The sequence below is a fragment of the Pseudomonas sp. SWRI77 genome (assembly GCF_014269105.1).
GTDB lineage: Bacteria > Pseudomonadota > Gammaproteobacteria > Pseudomonadales > Pseudomonadaceae > Aquipseudomonas > Aquipseudomonas capeferrum.
The window spans coordinates 105,040-121,182 of record NZ_JABWRV010000012.1; the positions used below are offsets into that span (position 1 = coordinate 105,040).

Consider the following 16,143-nt stretch of genomic DNA (forward strand, 5'->3'; position numbering starts at 1 on the left):
TGAACCCTGAACTACGCTAACAGTCGCATTCCTCGAACCATTTGCGCGCAAGCAAGGAGCCCGCATGACGTTGAGGCGTCTTCTGTCGGTCGTCTGCCTGGGGTTGCTGTTCATGTTGTCGGGATGCGAGAGGGAAGTCTCGAGCCCGGAACTGCCTCGGGTCGGCGTGCTACAAGTACAACCCACTGACTTCGCTGCCAGGGTCACCCTGACCGGCGACGTGCAGGCACGGGTGCAAACCGATTTGTCGTTCCGTGTGGGCGGCAAGATCATTTCACGCAGCGTCGATGTGGGCGATCACGTCAAGGCCAACCAGGTACTGGCGCGGCTCGACCCCAAAGACTTGCAGAACAACGTCGACTCGGCCAAGGCTGAAGTGTTCGCCGCCCAGGCGCGTGTGACACAGACGGCCGCCGCCTTCGTGCGCCAGCAAAAACTGTTGCCCAAAGGCTATACCAGCCAGAGCGAGTACGACTCTGCCGAAGCGGCGCTGCGCAGCAACCAGAGCGCGCTCAAGGCCGCTCAGGCACAGCTGGCCAATGCCCGGGAGCAGTTGAGCTATACCGCGCTGGTGTCCGAGGCCGATGGCGTGATCACCGAGCGCCAGGCCGAAGTCGGCCAGGTGGTGCAGGCGACCATGCCGATCTTCGGCCTGGCCCGCGATGGCGACCGCGACGCGGTGTTCAATGTCTATGAATCGCTGCTGGTGGCACCGCCAAGCGATGCCGGAGTGGTCGTCAGCCTGCTCGATGACCCCAAGGTTCAGGCCCAGGGTTTTGTCCGCGAAATCACCCCGACGGTGTCGGCGCAGAGCGGCACGGTGCAGGTCAAGGTGGCCTTGCGCAACGTGCCGCCGGGCATGCAATTGGGCTCGCCGGTCACCGCCACGGCCAATGCTCAGGGGCGACCGAGCATCGAGTTACCTTGGGCGGCACTGACCAAGGCCTTGCATGAGCCGGCAGTGTGGGTGGTGGGCGAGGGCGACAAGGTCGAGCTGCGCAAAGTGCAGGTCACGCGCTACCTCACCGGCAAGGTCGTCGTCGCCCAAGGCATCAAAGGTGGCGAAACGGTTGTGGTCAGCGGTGGTCAGCTCTTGCATCCGGGCATGCAGGTTGAAAAAGTCGATGCTCAGGATGGAGGCGCCGCGCCATGAAACGTCTAATGCTGATAGGCGCGGCAGGGCTGTTGTTGAGCGCCTGTGGCAGTGAAGAACAGCAACCTGAAGCCGTGCGCCCTGTGCTGTCGACCCTGGTCGAGGCGCAGGCGCAGTCGCAGCTGGGCCGCTTCGCCGGCGCCATCCAGGCGCGTTTTGAAAGTACCCTGGGTTTTCGCGTCTCCGGGCGCATCGCCCGGCGTTGGCTGGATGTCGGCGCCCAGGTGAAACCCGGCGATACCTTGGCCACCCTTGACCCGACCGACCAGCAGAACCAGCTGCGCGTGGCCGAGGGCGACCTCGCCAGGGTTCAGGCGCAGTGGATCAACGCCCAGGCCAACGCACGTCGTCAGCAGCAGTTGTATGACCGCGGCGTTGGCGCCCAGGCCCAGCTGGATATTGCCCAGACCGACCTGAAAACCACCGGTGCCAGCCTGGAGCAGGCGCGCTCGGCGGTCAGCCAGGCTCGCGATCAGCTCGACTACAGCACCCTGCGCAGCGACCATGCGGCCGTGATCACCGCCTGGCAGGCCGAAGCCGGGCAGACCGTCACGGCCGGGCAGGCCGTGGTCACCCTGGCCCGACCAGACGTCAAGGAAGCGGTCATCGACTTGCCCATAAACATTGCCGAAGCATTGACCAAGGACCTTACGTTCACCGTTGCCTCGCAGTTGGATACCAGCATCAACACCACCGCCACCCTGCGCGAGCTGGAGCCCCAGGCCGACGCTGCCACGCGCACCCGGCGTGCCCGGCTGACCCTGGCCAGCACCCCGGACGCGTTCCACCTGGGCACGGCGATCAGCGTGACCCTGACCTCTGCGATCACCCCGCGCAGTGAACTGCCCTTGAGCGCGCTGCTTGAGCGTGATGGCAAAACCCAGGTCTGGGTGATCGACCCTCAACAGAAAACAGTCGCCACCCGTGACGTCACGTTGACCGAACGCACCGGCGACAGCTTCATGTTGAGCGCCGGCGTACAACCCGGCGAGCGCGTGGTTACCGCTGGCGTGAACAGCCTCAAGCCCGGCCAGAAAGTTACCTTCGACGAGGACGCGCAATGAAAGGAAGCTTCAACCTGTCCGAATGGGCGCTGCGCCACCAGTCCTTCGTCTGGTACCTGATGTTCGTCGGTTTGCTGATGGGGATTTTTTCCTATTTCAACCTGGGCCGTGAGGAAGACCCGTCGTTCACCATCAAGACCATGGTGATCCAGACCCGCTGGCCGGGTGCGACGCAGGACGAGACCCTTTACCAGGTCACCGACCGCATCGAGAAGAAGCTCGAAGAGCTCGACTCCCTCGACTACACCAAAAGCTACACACGCCCCGGCGAGTCCACCGTCTACGTCTACCTGCGCGACACCACCAAGGCCGCCGACATCCCGGACATCTGGTATCAGGTGCGCAAGAAGATCCAGGACATTCGCGGCGAATTCCCCCAAGGCATCCAGGGGCCGGGCTTCAACGACGAATTCGGCGACGTGTTTGGCTCCATCTACGCCTTTACCGCCGATGGCCTGACCCTGCGCCAGTTGCGCGACTATGTGGAGCAGGCCCGGGCCGAGGTGCGTGAAGTACCCAATATCGGCAAGATCGAACTGGTCGGCACCCAGGACGAAGTGCTGTACCTGAAGTTCTCGACCCGCAAGCTGGCGGCCCTGGGCATCGACCAGCGCCAAGTCATGCAGGCGCTGCAGCAACAGAACGCGGTGACCCCGGCCGGGGTGATCGAAGCCGGGCCAGAGCGCATCTCGGTACGTACTACCGGGCAGTTCGCCTCCGAGAAAGACCTGCAAACCGTCAACCTGCGGATCAATGACCGCTTCTTCCGCCTGGCCGATATCGCCGATATCGAGCGCGGCTATGTCGACCCGCCTTCGCCGATGTTCCGCTACAACGGCCAGACTGCCATTGGCCTGGCGATCGGCATGAAGGCCGGCGGCAACATTCAAGTGTTCGGCGCTGCGCTGAAGCAGAAGATGGACAGCATCGTCAGCGACCTGCCAGTGGGCGTGGGTGTGCACACCGTGTCCGACCAGTCGGTGGTGGTCAAGGACGCGGTGGGCGGCTTTACCAGCGCCTTGTTCGAGGCGGTGGTGATCGTGCTGGCGGTGAGCTTCGTCAGCCTGGGCGTGCGCGCCGGGCTGGTGGTGGCCTGCTCGATCCCGCTGGTGCTGGCCATGGTCTTTGTGTTCATGGAATACAGCGGCATCACCATGCAGCGGATCTCGCTGGGTGCGCTGATCATCGCCCTGGGGCTGCTGGTGGACGATGCGATGATTACCGTCGAGGTGATGGTCACACGGCTGGAAATGGGCGAGAGCAAGGAGCAGGCGGCCACCTTCGCCTACACCTCGACGGCATTCCCCATGCTCACCGGCACCTTGGTGACCGTGGCCGGCTTCGTGCCGATCGGCCTCAATGCCAGTTCTGCCGGCGAGTACACCTATACCCTGTTCGCAGTGATCGCCGTGGCACTGATCGTGTCCTGGGTGGTGGCGGTGTTCTTTGCGCCGGTGCTGGGCGTGCACATTCTCAAGATTGACAAGCTCAAGGCCCACGACGCCGAGCCTGGCCGGTTAGGGCGGGCGTTCGAAGGCGGTTTGCTGTGGTGTATGCGCAACAGATGGCTGACCATCATCGGCACCATCGTATTGTTCGTCCTGGCGTTGTTCTGCATGCGCTTTGTGCAAAACCAGTTCTTCCCGTCGTCCGATCGCCCGGAAATCCTCGTCGATCTCAACTTGCCGCAAAACGCCTCGATCGAGGAGACGCGCAAGGTGGTCGACCGCCTGGAGGCAAGAATCAAGGACGACCCGGACCTGGTGCGCTGGAGCACCTATATCGGCCAGGGCGCAATCCGCTTCTACCTGCCCCTGGACCAGCAGCTGCAGAACCCGTACTACGCCCAGCTGGTCATCGTCAGCAAAGGCTTCGAGGAGCGTGCAGGCATGATGGCGCGCCTGCAGAAACTGCTGCATGAAGAGTTCGTCGGCATCGGCACCAACGTGCAGTCGCTGGAGATGGGCCCGCCGGTGGGCCGGCCGATCCAGTACCGCGTCAGCGGCAAGGACATCGACCAGGTGCGCAAGCATGCGATCGACCTGGCCACGCTGCTCGATGCCAACGAGCACATCGGCGAGATGATCTACGACTGGAACGAGCCCGGTAAGGTGCTGCGGATCGAAATCGCCCAGGACAAGGCACGCCAGCTGGGGCTGTCGTCCGAAGACGTGGCGAACGTGATGAACAGCATCGTCAGCGGCGCACCGGTGACCGAGGTCAACGACAATATCTACCTGGTGGACGTGGTCGCCCGTGCCGTGGACAGCGAGCGGGGTTCGCCGGACACACTGCAGAACCTGCAGATCGTCACCCCAAGTGGCACCTCGATACCGCTGCTGGCCTTCGCCACCGTGCGCTACGAACTGGAGCAGCCGCTGGTGTGGCGCCGTGACCGCAAGCCGACCATCACCATCAAGGCCTCGGTCAACGGCGACATCCAGCCCACCGACCTGGTGGCCCAACTGAAGCCGAAGATCGATGAGTTCGCCAGCCAGTTGCCGGTCGGCTACGAAGTGGCCACGGGCGGTACGGTGGAGGAGAGCAGCAAAGCCCAAGGCCCGATCGCCAAGGTCATCCCGCTGATGCTGTTCCTCATGGCGACCTTCCTGATGATCCAGCTGCACAGCGTGCAGAAGCTGTTCCTGGTGGTCAGCGTGGCGCCGCTGGGGCTGATCGGTGTGGTGCTGGCGCTGGTGCCGACCGGCACGCCGATGGGCTTTGTGGCGATTCTCGGGATTCTCGCCCTGGCCGGCATCATCATTCGCAACTCGGTGATCCTGGTGACCCAGATCGACGAGTTCGAAGCGCAGGGGTTCTCGCCATGGGATGCGGTGGTGGAGGCCACCAACCATCGGCGGCGGCCGATCCTGTTGACTGCGGCGGCAGCCAGCCTGGGCATGATTCCGATAGCCCGAGAGGTGTTCTGGGGGCCGATGGCCTACGCCATGATCGGCGGCATCATCGTCGCGACGTTGCTGACCTTGCTGTTCCTGCCGGCCCTGTATGTGGCCTGGTACAAGATCCGCGAGCCGCAAAAACAAAACTGAAGCGCGTCATCGAACCCTGTGGGCGCGGCTAAAGCCGCGACCACAGGGTTTTTTAAAATGGTTATATAAAAATTCTTAAACAGTATTTTTAAGAATATCCGCGCCTCACTATTATTGCCCTCAAGCCAGGCGCAACCCCCCCTTCAAACCTCTGCCCGGCACCCTCACTGCAAGGAGAACGAGCATGAGTGCATCGCTGCGTAGCATCGACGGTCAGGACGAAGCCACCATTCTGCGTGAGATCCAGAGCGCCTTGCGCGATCTGCGCTTCGGTGCGGTGGAGATTACCGTGCACAACGCTCAGGTCGTCCAGATCGAGCGCAAGGAGAAGTTCCGCCTGCAACAGCCCGGCAGCAAGTCCGGCTGATCGCGCCACACCTTCCAAAAATTAGAAAAATGCCAATCGGGAGCTTCACCATGTCCATCCGCCGTTATGCGCTCGCCGCCCTGGCCAGTGCTGTTTTTGCCGGTTCCGCAATCGCCAAGGACTACGAACTGCTGAACGTGTCCTATGACCCGACCCGTGAGTTATACCAACAGTACAACGCCGAATTCATCAAGCACTGGCAGCAGTCCCACCCGGACGACAAGGTGAAGATCCAGCAATCCCACGGTGGCTCGGGCAAGCAGGGCCGTGCCGTGATCGATGGCCTGCGCGCCGACGTGGTGACCCTGGCCCTGGCCGGCGACATCGACGAAATCGCCAAGCTCGGCAAGACCCTGCCGGACAACTGGCAGACCCGCCTGCCGGACGCCAGCACCCCGTACACCTCGACCATCGTGTTCCTGGTGCGCAAGGGCAACCCGAAAGGCATCAAGGACTGGGGCGATCTGATCAAAAAAGACGTTTCGGTCATCACCCCGAACCCGAAAACCTCCGGCGGCGCACGCTGGAACTTCCTTGCCGCCTGGGCCTACGGCCTGAAGACCGGTGGTAGCGAAGACAAGGCCAAGGCCTATGTGCAAGAGCTGTTCAAGCACGTGCCAGTGCTGGATACCGGCGCCCGTGGCTCGACCATCACCTTCGTCAACAACGGCCAGGGCGACGTCCTGCTGGCCTGGGAAAACGAAGCCTTCCTGGCGCTGAAGGAAGACGGTGGCGCCGACAAGTTCGAAATCGTCGTGCCTTCGCTGTCGATCCTGGCCGAGCCACCGGTGGCCGTGGTCGACAAGAACGCCGAGAAGAAGGGCAATACCGCAATTGCCACCGAATACCTCAAGCACCTGTACAGCCCGGCTGGCCAGAAGATTGCCGCCGAGAACTTCTACCGCCCACGTGACGAGAAGGTCGCTGCCGAATTCGGCAAGCAATTCCCGAAACTGGACCTGGTAACCATCGACAAGGACTTCGGTGGCTGGAAAACTGCGCAACCGAAGTTCTTCAACGACGGCGGTGTGTTCGACCAGATCTATCAGGCCCAGTAATTCTGCGCCTGCGGGAGCAACACCCTTCAGTAGCCTGCACGGGCCCGGCTTAACCGCCGGGCTTCGTGCGTTCAACCAGGGATATTTATGTCACGTCGTATTTCCCCCGTCATACCCGGCTTCGGGCTGACGCTGGGCTACACCTTGGTGTACCTCAGCCTGATTGTGCTGATACCGCTGGCCGCGATGTTCGTGCATGCCGCGCAGCTGACCTGGGAGCAGTTCTGGACCATCATCAGCGCGCCGCGGGTGATCGCCGCGCTCAAGCTGAGTTTCGGCACCGCCCTGTTCGCCGCCATCATCAATGGCGTGATCGGCACCCTGCTGGCCTGGGTGCTGGTGCGCTACACCTTCCCCGGGCGCAAGATCATCGACGCGATGATCGACCTGCCATTCGCCCTGCCGACTGCCGTTGCCGGTATCGCCCTGACTGCCCTGTACGCGCCGGCGGGCTGGGTTGGCCAGTTCGCCACTGACCTGGGCTTCAAGATTGCCTACACGCCGCTGGGCATCACCCTGGCGCTCACCTTCGTCACGCTGCCATTCGTGGTGCGCACGGTGCAGCCGGTACTGGCCGACATCCCGCGTGAAGTGGAAGAGGCCGCCGCCTGCCTGGGCGCGAAACCGCTACAGGTGTTCCGCCATATACTGGCGCCAGCACTGCTGCCCGCCTGGCTGACCGGTTTTGCCCTGGCCTTCGCCCGCGGGGTGGGTGAGTATGGTTCGGTGATCTTCATTGCCGGCAACATGCCGATGAAGACCGAGATCCTGCCGCTGCTGATCATGGTCAAGCTCGACCAGTACGACTACACCGGCGCAACCGCCATCGGCGTGTTGATGCTGGTGGTTTCCTTCATTCTGCTGCTGCTGATCAACCTGCTGCAGCGCCGTATCGAAACCCCTTGAAGGAGGCCGGCTATGTCTAGTTCATCCCTGAGCGCTACTGCCGCCGCCAATGCTGCCCGGCGTGGTAGCGCCACCTCGCGGCGTATTCTGATCGGCCTTGGCTGGCTGGTGTTCGCGCTGTTCCTGCTGCTGCCGCTGGTGATCGTGGTGTCGCAGGCTTTGAAGAACGGGTTTGGCACCTTCTTCGAAGCGATTTTCGAGCCTGATGCGCTGTCTGCGCTCAGGCTGACCTTGCTGGCGGTGGCCATTTCGGTACCGCTGAACCTGGTGTTCGGCGTCAGCGCCGCGTGGTGCGTAAGCAAGTACACCTTCCGCGGCAAGAGCGTGCTGGTCACCCTGATCGACCTGCCGTTCTCGGTGTCGCCGGTGATCGCCGGCCTGGTCTACGTGCTGATGTTCGGTGCCCAAGGCTTCTTCGGGCCATGGCTGCAGGACCACGATATCCAGATCGTTTTTGCCTTACCGGGCATCGTGCTGGCCACCATCTTCGTCACCGTGCCGTTCGTGGCCCGTGAACTGATCCCGCTGATGCAGGAGCAGGGCACCCAGGAAGAAGAGGCCGCGCGCCTGCTCGGTGCCAATGGCTGGCAGATGTTCTGGCACGTGACCCTGCCGAACATCAAGTGGGGCCTGATCTACGGCGTGGTGCTGTGTACCGCGCGAGCCATGGGTGAGTTCGGCGCGGTGTCGGTGGTGTCGGGCCATATCCGCGGCGTCACCAACACCTTGCCGCTGCACGTGGAGATCCTCTACAACGAGTACAACCACGTTGCGGCCTTCAGCGTGGCCAGCCTGTTGCTGATCCTGGCGCTCTTCATCCTGCTGCTCAAGCAGTGGAGCGAGAACCGTATTAACCGCCTGCGCCACAGCGCTGCGGAGGAATAATTCATGTCGATCGAAGTTCGTAACGTCAGCAAGCGCTTCAACAGCTTCCAGGCCCTGGACAACATCAACCTGGATATCCACAGCGGTGAGCTGGTGGCCTTGCTCGGCCCGTCCGGCTGCGGCAAGACCACTCTGCTGCGCATCATCGCCGGGCTGGAAACGCCGGATGACGGCAGCATCGTGTTCCACGGCGAGGATGTGTCTGGCCACGACGTGCGTGATCGCAACGTCGGGTTCGTGTTCCAGCATTACGCGCTGTTCCGCCACATGAGCGTGTTCGACAACGTCGCTTTTGGCCTGCGCATGAAGCCCAAGGGCGAGCGCCCGAGCGAGAGCAAAATTGCCGAGAAAGTGCATGAGCTGCTGAACATGGTGCAGCTCGACTGGCTCTCCGACCGTTACCCCGAGCAGCTTTCCGGTGGCCAGCGCCAGCGTATCGCCCTGGCTCGCGCCTTGGCGGTGGAGCCCAAGGTGCTGTTGCTCGATGAGCCGTTCGGTGCCCTGGATGCCAAGGTGCGTAAAGAGCTGCGCCGCTGGCTGGCGCGCCTGCACGAGGACATCAACCTCACCTCGGTGTTCGTGACCCATGACCAGGAAGAGGCCATGGAAGTAGCGGACCGCATCGTGGTGATGAACAAGGGCGTGATCGAGCAGATCGGTTCGCCGGGTGAAGTGTACGAGCAGCCGGCCAACGACTTCGTTTATCACTTCCTGGGTGACTCCAACCGCCTGGCCTTGAGCGAAGGGAACCATGTGCTGTTCCGCCCCCACGAGGTGTCGCTGTCGCGGCATGAGACCGAGGGGCATCACGCCGCCGAGGTGCGCGACATTCGCCCGCTGGGCGCGACGACCCGGGTGACCTTGAAGGTGGAAGGGCAGAGCGAGCTGATCGAAGCTGAGGTGGTCAAGGACCACGATAGCCTGACGGGCCTGGCGCGGGGGGAGACGCTGTTCTTCAGGCCGAAGGTCTGGCAGAAGGTGGCGGATATCTGAGCCGCTTCAAAATAAAAACCCGGGCATGGTCCCTGATGCTGTTCACTTAAGTTCGCCGGGGGCCGCTCTGCGGCCCTTTCGCGGCACAAGGCCGCTTGTACATTTGTTGCGGGCCAATTATTCCTGAGGCATTGGCGCGCGGCCCCCTTTGGCGCCCGCCTCGATATCGCGTCGTACAAACAAGGCGGTCGCGTACGCAGGGACAGGCGTGATTGGCCCGAAACAAATGGAGCGAGCTAGCTCGCGATGCGCCGCCCGCGCGGCGCTCGGTTTACGCATCACCGCAACCCCTGAACCAGGCACCACGACGCCATCACACATCCCCATCTCAGCCGCTCTGCAAATGAATTTAAGTTATTAATAAATAGCTTCTTATTCCTTTACGAATATGACTGCCTCCCTATACTGGTCTCCAAGCACGCAAACTCACTGGAGGCGTCCCCATGCGCAATGAGCCTATTCGTTACCTGATTGTGCCGGGCTGGCAAGGATCGCCAGACAACCATTGGCAGAGTCACTGGCAGCGCACCCTGCCCAACAGCGCCCGGGTAGAGCAGCACGACTGGCTGACCCCGCAACGGCGTGATTGGGTGCAGGCCCTGGAGCAGGCGATTACCGCCGAACGCTCGCCGGTGATCCTCATCGCCCACAGCCTGGGCTGCATCACCGTCGCCCACTGGGCCGCCGAGGCCAGCCCGGCGTTGCTGCGCCAAGTGCGTGGCGCGCTGCTGGTGGCGCCTGCGGATGTCGAACGGCCGACCTGCGCGCCGGCCCTGCGCAACTTCGCGCCGATCCCGATGCAGGCGCTGCCGTTCCCAAGCCAGGTGGTCAGCTCCGACAACGACCCGGCAGTGAGCGTGCCGCGTGCACTGCACCTGGCCCAGGCCTGGGGTGCTGAAGCGGGGTTGCTGACCAATGCCGGGCACATCAACGTCAAGTCCGGCCACGAGCGTTGGGAACAAGGCTTCGCCTACCTGTATCGCCTGCAGAGCCGGGTCGAGCAGCGCGCACTGCGCCGCGCCTGATCGCCCCTACTGATTACCGTTAGCCTGACGCCCGGCCATCGAAGGCCTGGGGCGGGAGTTCGTCATGACCTTTCAAAACCCGTTTGGCCAGCCGCTGCTGACCTTCCCCGAGCTGGACAAGAGCCCGCTGAGCATTCGTGCCAAGGCCCTGGTGTTCATCGACCCCCGTTCGCAACAGCTTCGCCAAGACCTCGAACGCCTGGCGCCACTGCCCTTGCCTGTGCTGATTCGTGGCGAGACCGGCACCGGCAAGGAGTTGCTGGCACGGCAGATTCATCGCGCCAGTGACCGCAGCGGGCTGTTCGTGTCGGTCAGTTGCGCGGCCATCAGCCCGACCTACGCCGACGCCGAATTGTTCGGCTATAGCGCTGGTGCCCACAGCGGCACTGCCAGCAGCCGCGCCGGGTGGTTCGGTTCGGCCAACGGCGGCACCCTGTACCTGGACGAGATAGCCGACTTGCCGCTGGAGATCCAAGGCAAGCTGCTGGCCGCGCTGGAAAACCGCGAAGTGACCCGCGTCGGCGCGCAGCAGCCTCAGCCTGTGGATGTGCGCCTGGTGGCGGCGACCAGCATCGACCTGGCGCGGGTGGTGAAGGCTGGCAGGTTCAATGAGCGCCTGTACCAATACCTGCGCGAGGGCGCGCTGGAACTGCCCCCCTTACGCGAGCGCCGTGGCGATATTCTGCCGTTGGCCGAGTACTTTGTGGGTATCTACACCGCCCGCCTGCAACGCTCGGTGCCGCTGATCAGCGACGCGGCCCAGCAGGTGCTGGAAACCCATGCCTGGCCCGGCAACACCCGCGAGCTGGAGAACGTCATCCACTTCGCCCTGCTGGTGAATGACAGCGAAGAGATCCAGCCGGAGGACCTCGACCTGCCCAACCCTGCGCGTTAGACAGCGCTCATATGCAAAGGCGGTGATGGCAGTTTGTTTTTGGAATAAGCAGCTAATTAAAAGATATTGTTACGGTATAAGAAATCTCGGTATTGTCCGCTTCACGCCCACCCCACACGGGGCAGGGCACCCGACTTCGCCATCGCCGATGGCCCAGATTCAGAACAAGGACCACCATGAAGAAGACCCTGCTGACCACTGCCCTGGCCGCCGCCCTGTCGCTCGCTGGCCTGGCCAATGCCGCCGAAAAACTGGTGGTGGCTGCTACCCCGGTGCCGCATGCCGAGATTCTCGAGCTGATCAAGCCGACCCTGGCCAAGGAAGGCGTGGACCTGCAGATCAAAGTCTTCACCGACTACGTGCAGCCCAACGTGCAGGTTGACCAGAAGCGTCTGGACGCCAACTACTTCCAGACCCTGCCGTACCTGCAGAACTTCAACGAGGGCAAAGGCACTCACCTGGAAACCGTGGTCGGCGTGCACGTCGAACCGTTCGGTGGCTACTCGAAGAAGGTAAAGAGCCTGAGCGAGTTGAAGGAAGGCGCTACTGTTGCCATCCCTAACGAGGGCAGCAACAGCGGCCGTGCCCTGCTGCTGCTGCAGAAGGCTGGCTTGATCACGCTGAAAGATCCGAAAAATGCCTTGGCCACCCCGAAAGACATCGCCACGAACCCGAAGAATCTGAAATTCCGCGAGCTGGAATCGGCCATGCTGCCGCGTGTGCTGGATCAGGTTGACCTGGACATGATCAACACCAACTACGCCCTGGAAGCCGGCTTGAACCCGGCCAAGGATGCGCTGGTGATCGAAGGCGCCGATTCGCCGTACGTGAACTTCCTGGTAGCCCGCCCGGACAACAAGGACAGCGACGCCATCCAGAAGCTGGCCAAGGCCCTGACCAGCCCGGAAGTGAAGGAATTCATCGCCAAGAAATACAGCGGTGCGGTACTGCCGGCGTTCTGATCCGGTTGTAGCCCTCCCGCACGGTCCAGGTACTGCACAAACCTGTGTTCCAGTGCCCATCCTGTGGGAACGGGCTTGCCCCGCGAATGGGCTGCGCAGCAGCCCTTACTCAGCCGGCAGCAATCTCAAAGTGCTCTGCGCCGGAATCACTCCCATTTGTGCCTTCTGATACTGCCCCTCGATATAACCCTTGGCCTGATCCGCATAATGCCGATCAAACGGCACGCCACTTTGCCCAACCGGGGTGCTCGTCAATGCCTGCCCTGCATCGGCAAAGTCGATCAGCCTTCGCGTCGAAGGCCCATAAGTCACCGGCCATGGCGCCGGCCCGATCTTCGCCGACAGATTGTTGGGCACCTCATGCGTGCCTGGCGCGGCAAACGGGCCGACGTTGAACAGCAGGTTCAGCGGCTTTTTCACGCCGAGCGGATGGTTATGGGTCAAGGTATGGGCCTTGCCCCATTGCCAACTGGCCGGGTCGCTGCCCAGGGTATCGCGCAGGTGCTTCAAGCTCTTCTGCCAGGCGATGCGCACGATTGCCGCGCGGTCGGTACGTTCGTTGGCACCTCGGGTGCTCCACCAGGGCGACGCGGCATCGGCTGCCAGGCGGGGCAGGGCGGCATCGATGGCGCGGGTGCTGATCAGCACCGGGAACCAGGTGTCGCCCAGTTCGTCATGCAGGGCAGCGAATGCCAGTTCATAGAGAAACTGGTTGAACAGCGTCGCGCTGGTCGAGTCCAGCGGGTAGTCACCGCCCCAGGCGGCCAGTTGCTCGACCAGCTCTTTTTCCTCGTCGCCCTCGGCCACCGCGCGCAGCGTCGCCAGCAACGGGGCAAGGGTGCGCGGGCCATAATCGCTGGTGGTGTCCAGCTGCAAGGCCTGGCTGTTCTGGGTGTCCCATTTCACGTCAGGGGTGGCCAGGTGGCGGTCGAGCTGGCGGCCGCGGTCCGGCAAGTTGTAGTAGCCCGGGACGGGCACTGCCGAGGGCGGCTGATAGTTGGCCGAAACGATGTAGCCGCGTGCCGGGTTCTCTTGCTGCGGGTTGGCACTGAAGGGGTAGAAACCGAGCTTGTCCGCCTGCGGGCCGGCGCCATCGAGGATGAATGTCGGGTTGACGCCTTGCGGGCGGATCGGCAGTTGTGCCGCTGCCCACCAGCCGATATCGCCACGGGCATTGGCCCAGACGAAGTTCAGCCCAGGCGCCTGAACCTTGGCGGCGGCCTCGCGCATCTTGCCCAGGGTGTCGGCACGGTTGAGCTGGTAGAACCCGTCGAGAATCGGGTTTTCGGTTTCAAGAAAAGCCCACCACATGGCCACCGGCGTGGTCCCGGCGCTTGCGCCCAGCACCTCGTTGACGATCGGGCCGTGGGGCGAGCGGCGCAGGCTGATGGTGACCGGAGCCTCGCCTTTGACGGCGATGGTCTGTTCAGTCTTTTCCAGTGTTTGCCATGTGCCGTCGATCATCACCTGGTCGCTGTTGGCGGGGTTGGTCCGTTCGGCGATCAGGTCGACGTCATCGTTCTGGAACATGGTCAGGCTCCAGCCGAAGTCGCGGTTGTGCCCGAGCAGTGCGAAGGGGTTCAGGGCCTGGAAGTAGCCGTAGAGGTTGAACCCAGGCGCCGACAGTTCGGCCTCGTACCACACCGCCGGCACTGCGAAACTGATGTGCGGGTCACCGGCCAGCAGGGGCTTGCCGCTGCGGGTACGGCTGCCGGAAACGGCCCAGGCGTTGCTGCCTTCGAACTGCGGGATACCGGCGTCGTTCAGGGCGTCATGGCTGAGCCGGGCAAGTGCCTCCAGGCTGCGCCAGTCGGCGGCGGCCAAGGGGCTAGCCAAGGCACCCTCGGGCTGCCAGTCGAGGTCGAAGATCTTCAGGTACTGCGGACCAAGCTGGTCGCGGATGTAGGTCAGTGCCGGCTCGGTACGGAACGCGGCGGCGAAACTGTAGGCCAGGTAGCCGGCGATGCTGAGGGTGTCTTCGGCAGTGAACGGACGTGGGGTAATGCCCAGCAGGTCGAATTCGATTGGCTTGGGGCGGCTGGCCTGCCAGCTGTCGATGCCTTCAAGGTAGGCTTGCAAGGCCTGCCAGGCGGGCGATTGACGGTCCAGCCGCTGCACCATCAGTGCCGCCTGATCGCGGATGCGCAGGCTGCGGAACAGGGTATCGGTGGGCAGCAGTTTGTCGCCAAGCACCTCGGCCAGCTCGCCTCGGGCCAGGCGGCGCATGATCTCCATCTGGAACAACCGGTCCTGGGCATGCACGTAGCCCAAGGCGCGGTACAGGTCCTGTTCGTTCTGCGCCTGCAGGTGCGGCACGCCGCGCGCGTCATAGCGCACACTGACCGGCGCCTGCAGGCCGGCGATCAGCACCTCGCCCTCGCGTTGTGGCAGCTTGCCGTGCACGTACCAGTAACCGGCGCCAGCGGCCACGGCGATCACCACGGCCAACAGGGTCAGGCTGCGCTTCATCGAGACTCCTTGTGCATTCGAACGGAAACTGTGGTCCGATCATCGACGGATTCGCGAACAGAGCATAGCCCTCGAAAGGAGTTTCCATGTCCCTCAGCGAAAAACAGAAAATGCTCAGCGGCCAGCTCTACCACGCTGGCTGCCCCGAGCTGCAGGCTGAGCAGATTGCCAACAAGCACTGGATGCATCGCTACAACAACAGCTTCGAACTGCTCAACGACGCACGTCACAGCCTGCTGGCCGAGCACTTTGGCCAAGCCGGCGAAGGCACGGTGATCCGCCCGCCGTTCTATTGCGACTATGGCTACAACATCAACGTTGGCAGCAATACGTTCATGAACTTCAACTGTGTGATCCTCGATGTGCTGCCGGTGCACATCGGCGACGATTGCCAGATTGGCCCGGCGGTGCAGATCTACACCGCCGACCACCCATTGGACCCTGAGCTGCGCCGCACCGGCCTTGAAAGCGGTCGGCCGGTGACCCTTGGCAACAATGTGTGGATTGGTGGCGGGGCGATCATCCTGCCGGGGGTGACCCTTGGCGACAACGCGGTGGTCGGCGCGGGCAGCGTGGTGACGCGCGATGTGCCCGCGGGTGCGGTGGTGGTGGGTAACCCGGCGCGGGTGCGTCAGGCGCCCCAAGGGCAGTAGCAACCCACCGCCAGGGTGTTGGAGGCGGTCACTGGGCGGCCGTCGAGCAACGCCTTGATAATCGGCTCGATGAAGCTGTTGCTGGCGTTGCACACCGCGCCCTCGCTGTAGGGGCCGAAGTAAGCCAGGTGGCCTTGCCGGTCCCAGATGGCCACGGCCGGGGAGGCGGGCAGGTGTTCGCTGCCAGGAAGGCTGGCGAGGGGCTTGAGGGTAGTGAGGTTCGCCGGTAGCTGGCCGTGGCTGCCGGGCTTTTGCAACACATGGAAGGTGACGCCCTGGCCTGTGAACTGGCTGACCAGGTCGCCCAGGTGTTGCTGGTTACCGACATTGCACGGGCAGGCCGGGTCCCAGAAGTGCACGACGCGGATCGGCCCGGGGCCGGCCAGTTCAGGGGGCAGTTGCAGTTGGCTGCCCTCGAACAGGGTGGTCTGGTTGTCGAACGGGCGCAGGTAGCGGGCCTGGAAGGCGTCGTAGGCCAGCCACAGGGTGAGGATGCAGAGCAACAGGGCAAGCAGTTTGATGGCGCGAGTATTCATGAGGGTGTCCGCGGGCCTTTGTAGGAGCGGCCTTGCGTCGCGAACGGGGTGCGGAGCAGCCCCAGGATTTCAGCTTCGCCGCCGACATTGCCGGGGCTGCTCCGCACCCCGTTCGCGACGCAAGGCT

14 protein-coding genes are annotated in these 16,143 nt (G+C 63.2%); 12 read left to right on the forward strand and 2 right to left on the reverse strand.

The annotated features are described in order from the left end of the window. Positions 1 to 64: 64 nt before the first annotated feature. The 11 genes from HU766_RS13895 (at position 65) to HU766_RS13945 (ending at position 12,358) form a co-directional block, all read left to right on the forward strand. The gene (locus tag HU766_RS13895) at positions 65 to 1,153 is read left to right on the forward strand and encodes an efflux RND transporter periplasmic adaptor subunit (RefSeq protein WP_033702123.1); all 1,089 of its coding nucleotides are present in this window, start codon (positions 65 to 67) and stop codon (positions 1,151 to 1,153) included. Continuing rightward, positions 1,150 to 2,217: an efflux RND transporter periplasmic adaptor subunit gene (locus HU766_RS13900; RefSeq protein WP_186657706.1), complete on the forward strand. Its 1,068-nt coding sequence runs from the start codon at positions 1,150 to 1,152 to the stop codon at positions 2,215 to 2,217. The genes HU766_RS13895 and HU766_RS13900 overlap by 4 nt, the downstream gene beginning before the upstream one ends. Continuing rightward, positions 2,214 to 5,267, forward strand: coding sequence for an efflux RND transporter permease subunit (locus HU766_RS13905; RefSeq protein WP_186657719.1), 3,054 nt, complete (start codon positions 2,214 to 2,216; stop codon positions 5,265 to 5,267). The genes HU766_RS13900 and HU766_RS13905 overlap by 4 nt, the downstream gene beginning before the upstream one ends. A 184-nt stretch (positions 5,268 to 5,451) precedes the next feature. After that, positions 5,452 to 5,634 carry a sulfur starvation response protein OscA gene (oscA, locus tag HU766_RS13910; protein ID WP_186657732.1) on the forward strand — a complete coding sequence of 61 codons (183 nt, stop codon included), beginning with the start codon at positions 5,452 to 5,454 and terminating at the stop codon, positions 5,632 to 5,634. Positions 5,635 to 5,684: 50 nt separating this feature from the next. Further along, the gene (locus tag HU766_RS13915) at positions 5,685 to 6,692 is read left to right on the forward strand and encodes a sulfate ABC transporter substrate-binding protein (RefSeq protein WP_033702118.1); all 1,008 of its coding nucleotides are present in this window, start codon (positions 5,685 to 5,687) and stop codon (positions 6,690 to 6,692) included. Positions 6,693 to 6,779: 87 nt separating this feature from the next. Continuing rightward, positions 6,780 to 7,598: a sulfate ABC transporter permease subunit CysT gene (cysT, locus tag HU766_RS13920; protein ID WP_033702116.1), complete on the forward strand. Its 819-nt coding sequence runs from the start codon at positions 6,780 to 6,782 to the stop codon at positions 7,596 to 7,598. A gap of 12 nt (positions 7,599 to 7,610) precedes the next feature. After that, positions 7,611 to 8,483 (forward strand): sulfate ABC transporter permease subunit CysW, encoded by an 873-nt coding sequence (gene cysW / locus HU766_RS13925; protein ID WP_033702114.1) that lies wholly within the window; start codon positions 7,611 to 7,613, stop codon positions 8,481 to 8,483. 3 nt (positions 8,484 to 8,486) lie between these two features. Continuing rightward, complete coding sequence (locus HU766_RS13930; RefSeq protein WP_033702112.1) at positions 8,487 to 9,476, forward strand: sulfate ABC transporter ATP-binding protein; 990 nt, start codon at positions 8,487 to 8,489, stop codon at positions 9,474 to 9,476. Between the two features lie 443 nt (positions 9,477 to 9,919). Beyond that, complete coding sequence (locus tag HU766_RS13935; protein WP_186657736.1) at positions 9,920 to 10,501, forward strand: alpha/beta hydrolase; 582 nt, start codon at positions 9,920 to 9,922, stop codon at positions 10,499 to 10,501. A 64-nt stretch (positions 10,502 to 10,565) separates the two neighbouring features. Beyond that, positions 10,566 to 11,396, forward strand: coding sequence for a sigma 54-interacting transcriptional regulator (locus tag HU766_RS13940; RefSeq protein ID WP_186657738.1), 831 nt, complete (start codon positions 10,566 to 10,568; stop codon positions 11,394 to 11,396). A gap of 176 nt (positions 11,397 to 11,572) precedes the next feature. Beyond that, a complete protein-coding gene (locus HU766_RS13945) occupies positions 11,573 to 12,358 on the forward strand; it encodes a MetQ/NlpA family ABC transporter substrate-binding protein (protein ID WP_047582135.1) in 786 nt (261 codons plus the stop codon). Positions 12,359 to 12,463: 105 nt separating this feature from the next. On the opposite strand, the gene HU766_RS13950 is transcribed toward HU766_RS13945, so the two are convergent. Then, positions 12,464 to 14,827 (reverse strand): penicillin acylase family protein, encoded by a 2,364-nt coding sequence (locus HU766_RS13950; protein ID WP_186657740.1) that lies wholly within the window; start codon positions 14,825 to 14,827, stop codon positions 12,464 to 12,466. An 86-nt stretch (positions 14,828 to 14,913) separates the two neighbouring features. Here HU766_RS13950 and HU766_RS13955 point away from each other — a divergent pair, with 86 nt between their 5' ends. Next, positions 14,914 to 15,480 carry a sugar O-acetyltransferase gene (locus HU766_RS13955; protein WP_186657742.1) on the forward strand — a complete coding sequence of 189 codons (567 nt, stop codon included), beginning with the start codon at positions 14,914 to 14,916 and terminating at the stop codon, positions 15,478 to 15,480. On the opposite strand, the gene HU766_RS13960 is transcribed toward HU766_RS13955, so the two are convergent. After that, positions 15,459 to 16,016 (reverse strand): DUF6436 domain-containing protein, encoded by a 558-nt coding sequence (locus HU766_RS13960; protein WP_186657744.1) that lies wholly within the window; start codon positions 16,014 to 16,016, stop codon positions 15,459 to 15,461. The two genes, HU766_RS13955 and HU766_RS13960, sit on opposite strands and share 22 nt — an antisense overlap. Positions 16,017 to 16,143: the final 127 nt, after the last annotated feature.

Excerpts from the sequence above, each read along its gene's own strand:
- cysW (WP_033702114.1), top strand. The coding sequence starts at position 7,611 with ATGTCTAGTTCATCCCTGAGCGCTACTGCCGCCGCCAATGCTGCCCGG.
- oscA (WP_186657732.1), top strand. The coding sequence starts at position 5,452 with ATGAGTGCATCGCTGCGTAGCATCGACGGTCAGGACGAAGCCACCATT.
- HU766_RS13960 (WP_186657744.1), bottom strand. The coding sequence starts at position 16,016 with ATGAATACTCGCGCCATCAAACTGCTTGCCCTGTTGCTCTGCATCCTC.
- HU766_RS13915 (WP_033702118.1), top strand. The coding sequence starts at position 5,685 with ATGTCCATCCGCCGTTATGCGCTCGCCGCCCTGGCCAGTGCTGTTTTT.
- HU766_RS13905 (WP_186657719.1), top strand. The coding sequence starts at position 2,214 with ATGAAAGGAAGCTTCAACCTGTCCGAATGGGCGCTGCGCCACCAGTCC.
- HU766_RS13940 (WP_186657738.1), top strand. The coding sequence starts at position 10,566 with ATGACCTTTCAAAACCCGTTTGGCCAGCCGCTGCTGACCTTCCCCGAG.
- HU766_RS13935 (WP_186657736.1), top strand. The coding sequence starts at position 9,920 with ATGCGCAATGAGCCTATTCGTTACCTGATTGTGCCGGGCTGGCAAGGA.
- cysT (WP_033702116.1), top strand. The coding sequence starts at position 6,780 with ATGTCACGTCGTATTTCCCCCGTCATACCCGGCTTCGGGCTGACGCTG.
- HU766_RS13945 (WP_047582135.1), top strand. The coding sequence starts at position 11,573 with ATGAAGAAGACCCTGCTGACCACTGCCCTGGCCGCCGCCCTGTCGCTC.
- HU766_RS13950 (WP_186657740.1), bottom strand. The coding sequence starts at position 14,827 with ATGAAGCGCAGCCTGACCCTGTTGGCCGTGGTGATCGCCGTGGCCGCT.
- HU766_RS13900 (WP_186657706.1), top strand. The coding sequence starts at position 1,150 with ATGAAACGTCTAATGCTGATAGGCGCGGCAGGGCTGTTGTTGAGCGCC.
- HU766_RS13930 (WP_033702112.1), top strand. The coding sequence starts at position 8,487 with ATGTCGATCGAAGTTCGTAACGTCAGCAAGCGCTTCAACAGCTTCCAG.
- HU766_RS13955 (WP_186657742.1), top strand. The coding sequence starts at position 14,914 with ATGTCCCTCAGCGAAAAACAGAAAATGCTCAGCGGCCAGCTCTACCAC.
- HU766_RS13895 (WP_033702123.1), top strand. The coding sequence starts at position 65 with ATGACGTTGAGGCGTCTTCTGTCGGTCGTCTGCCTGGGGTTGCTGTTC.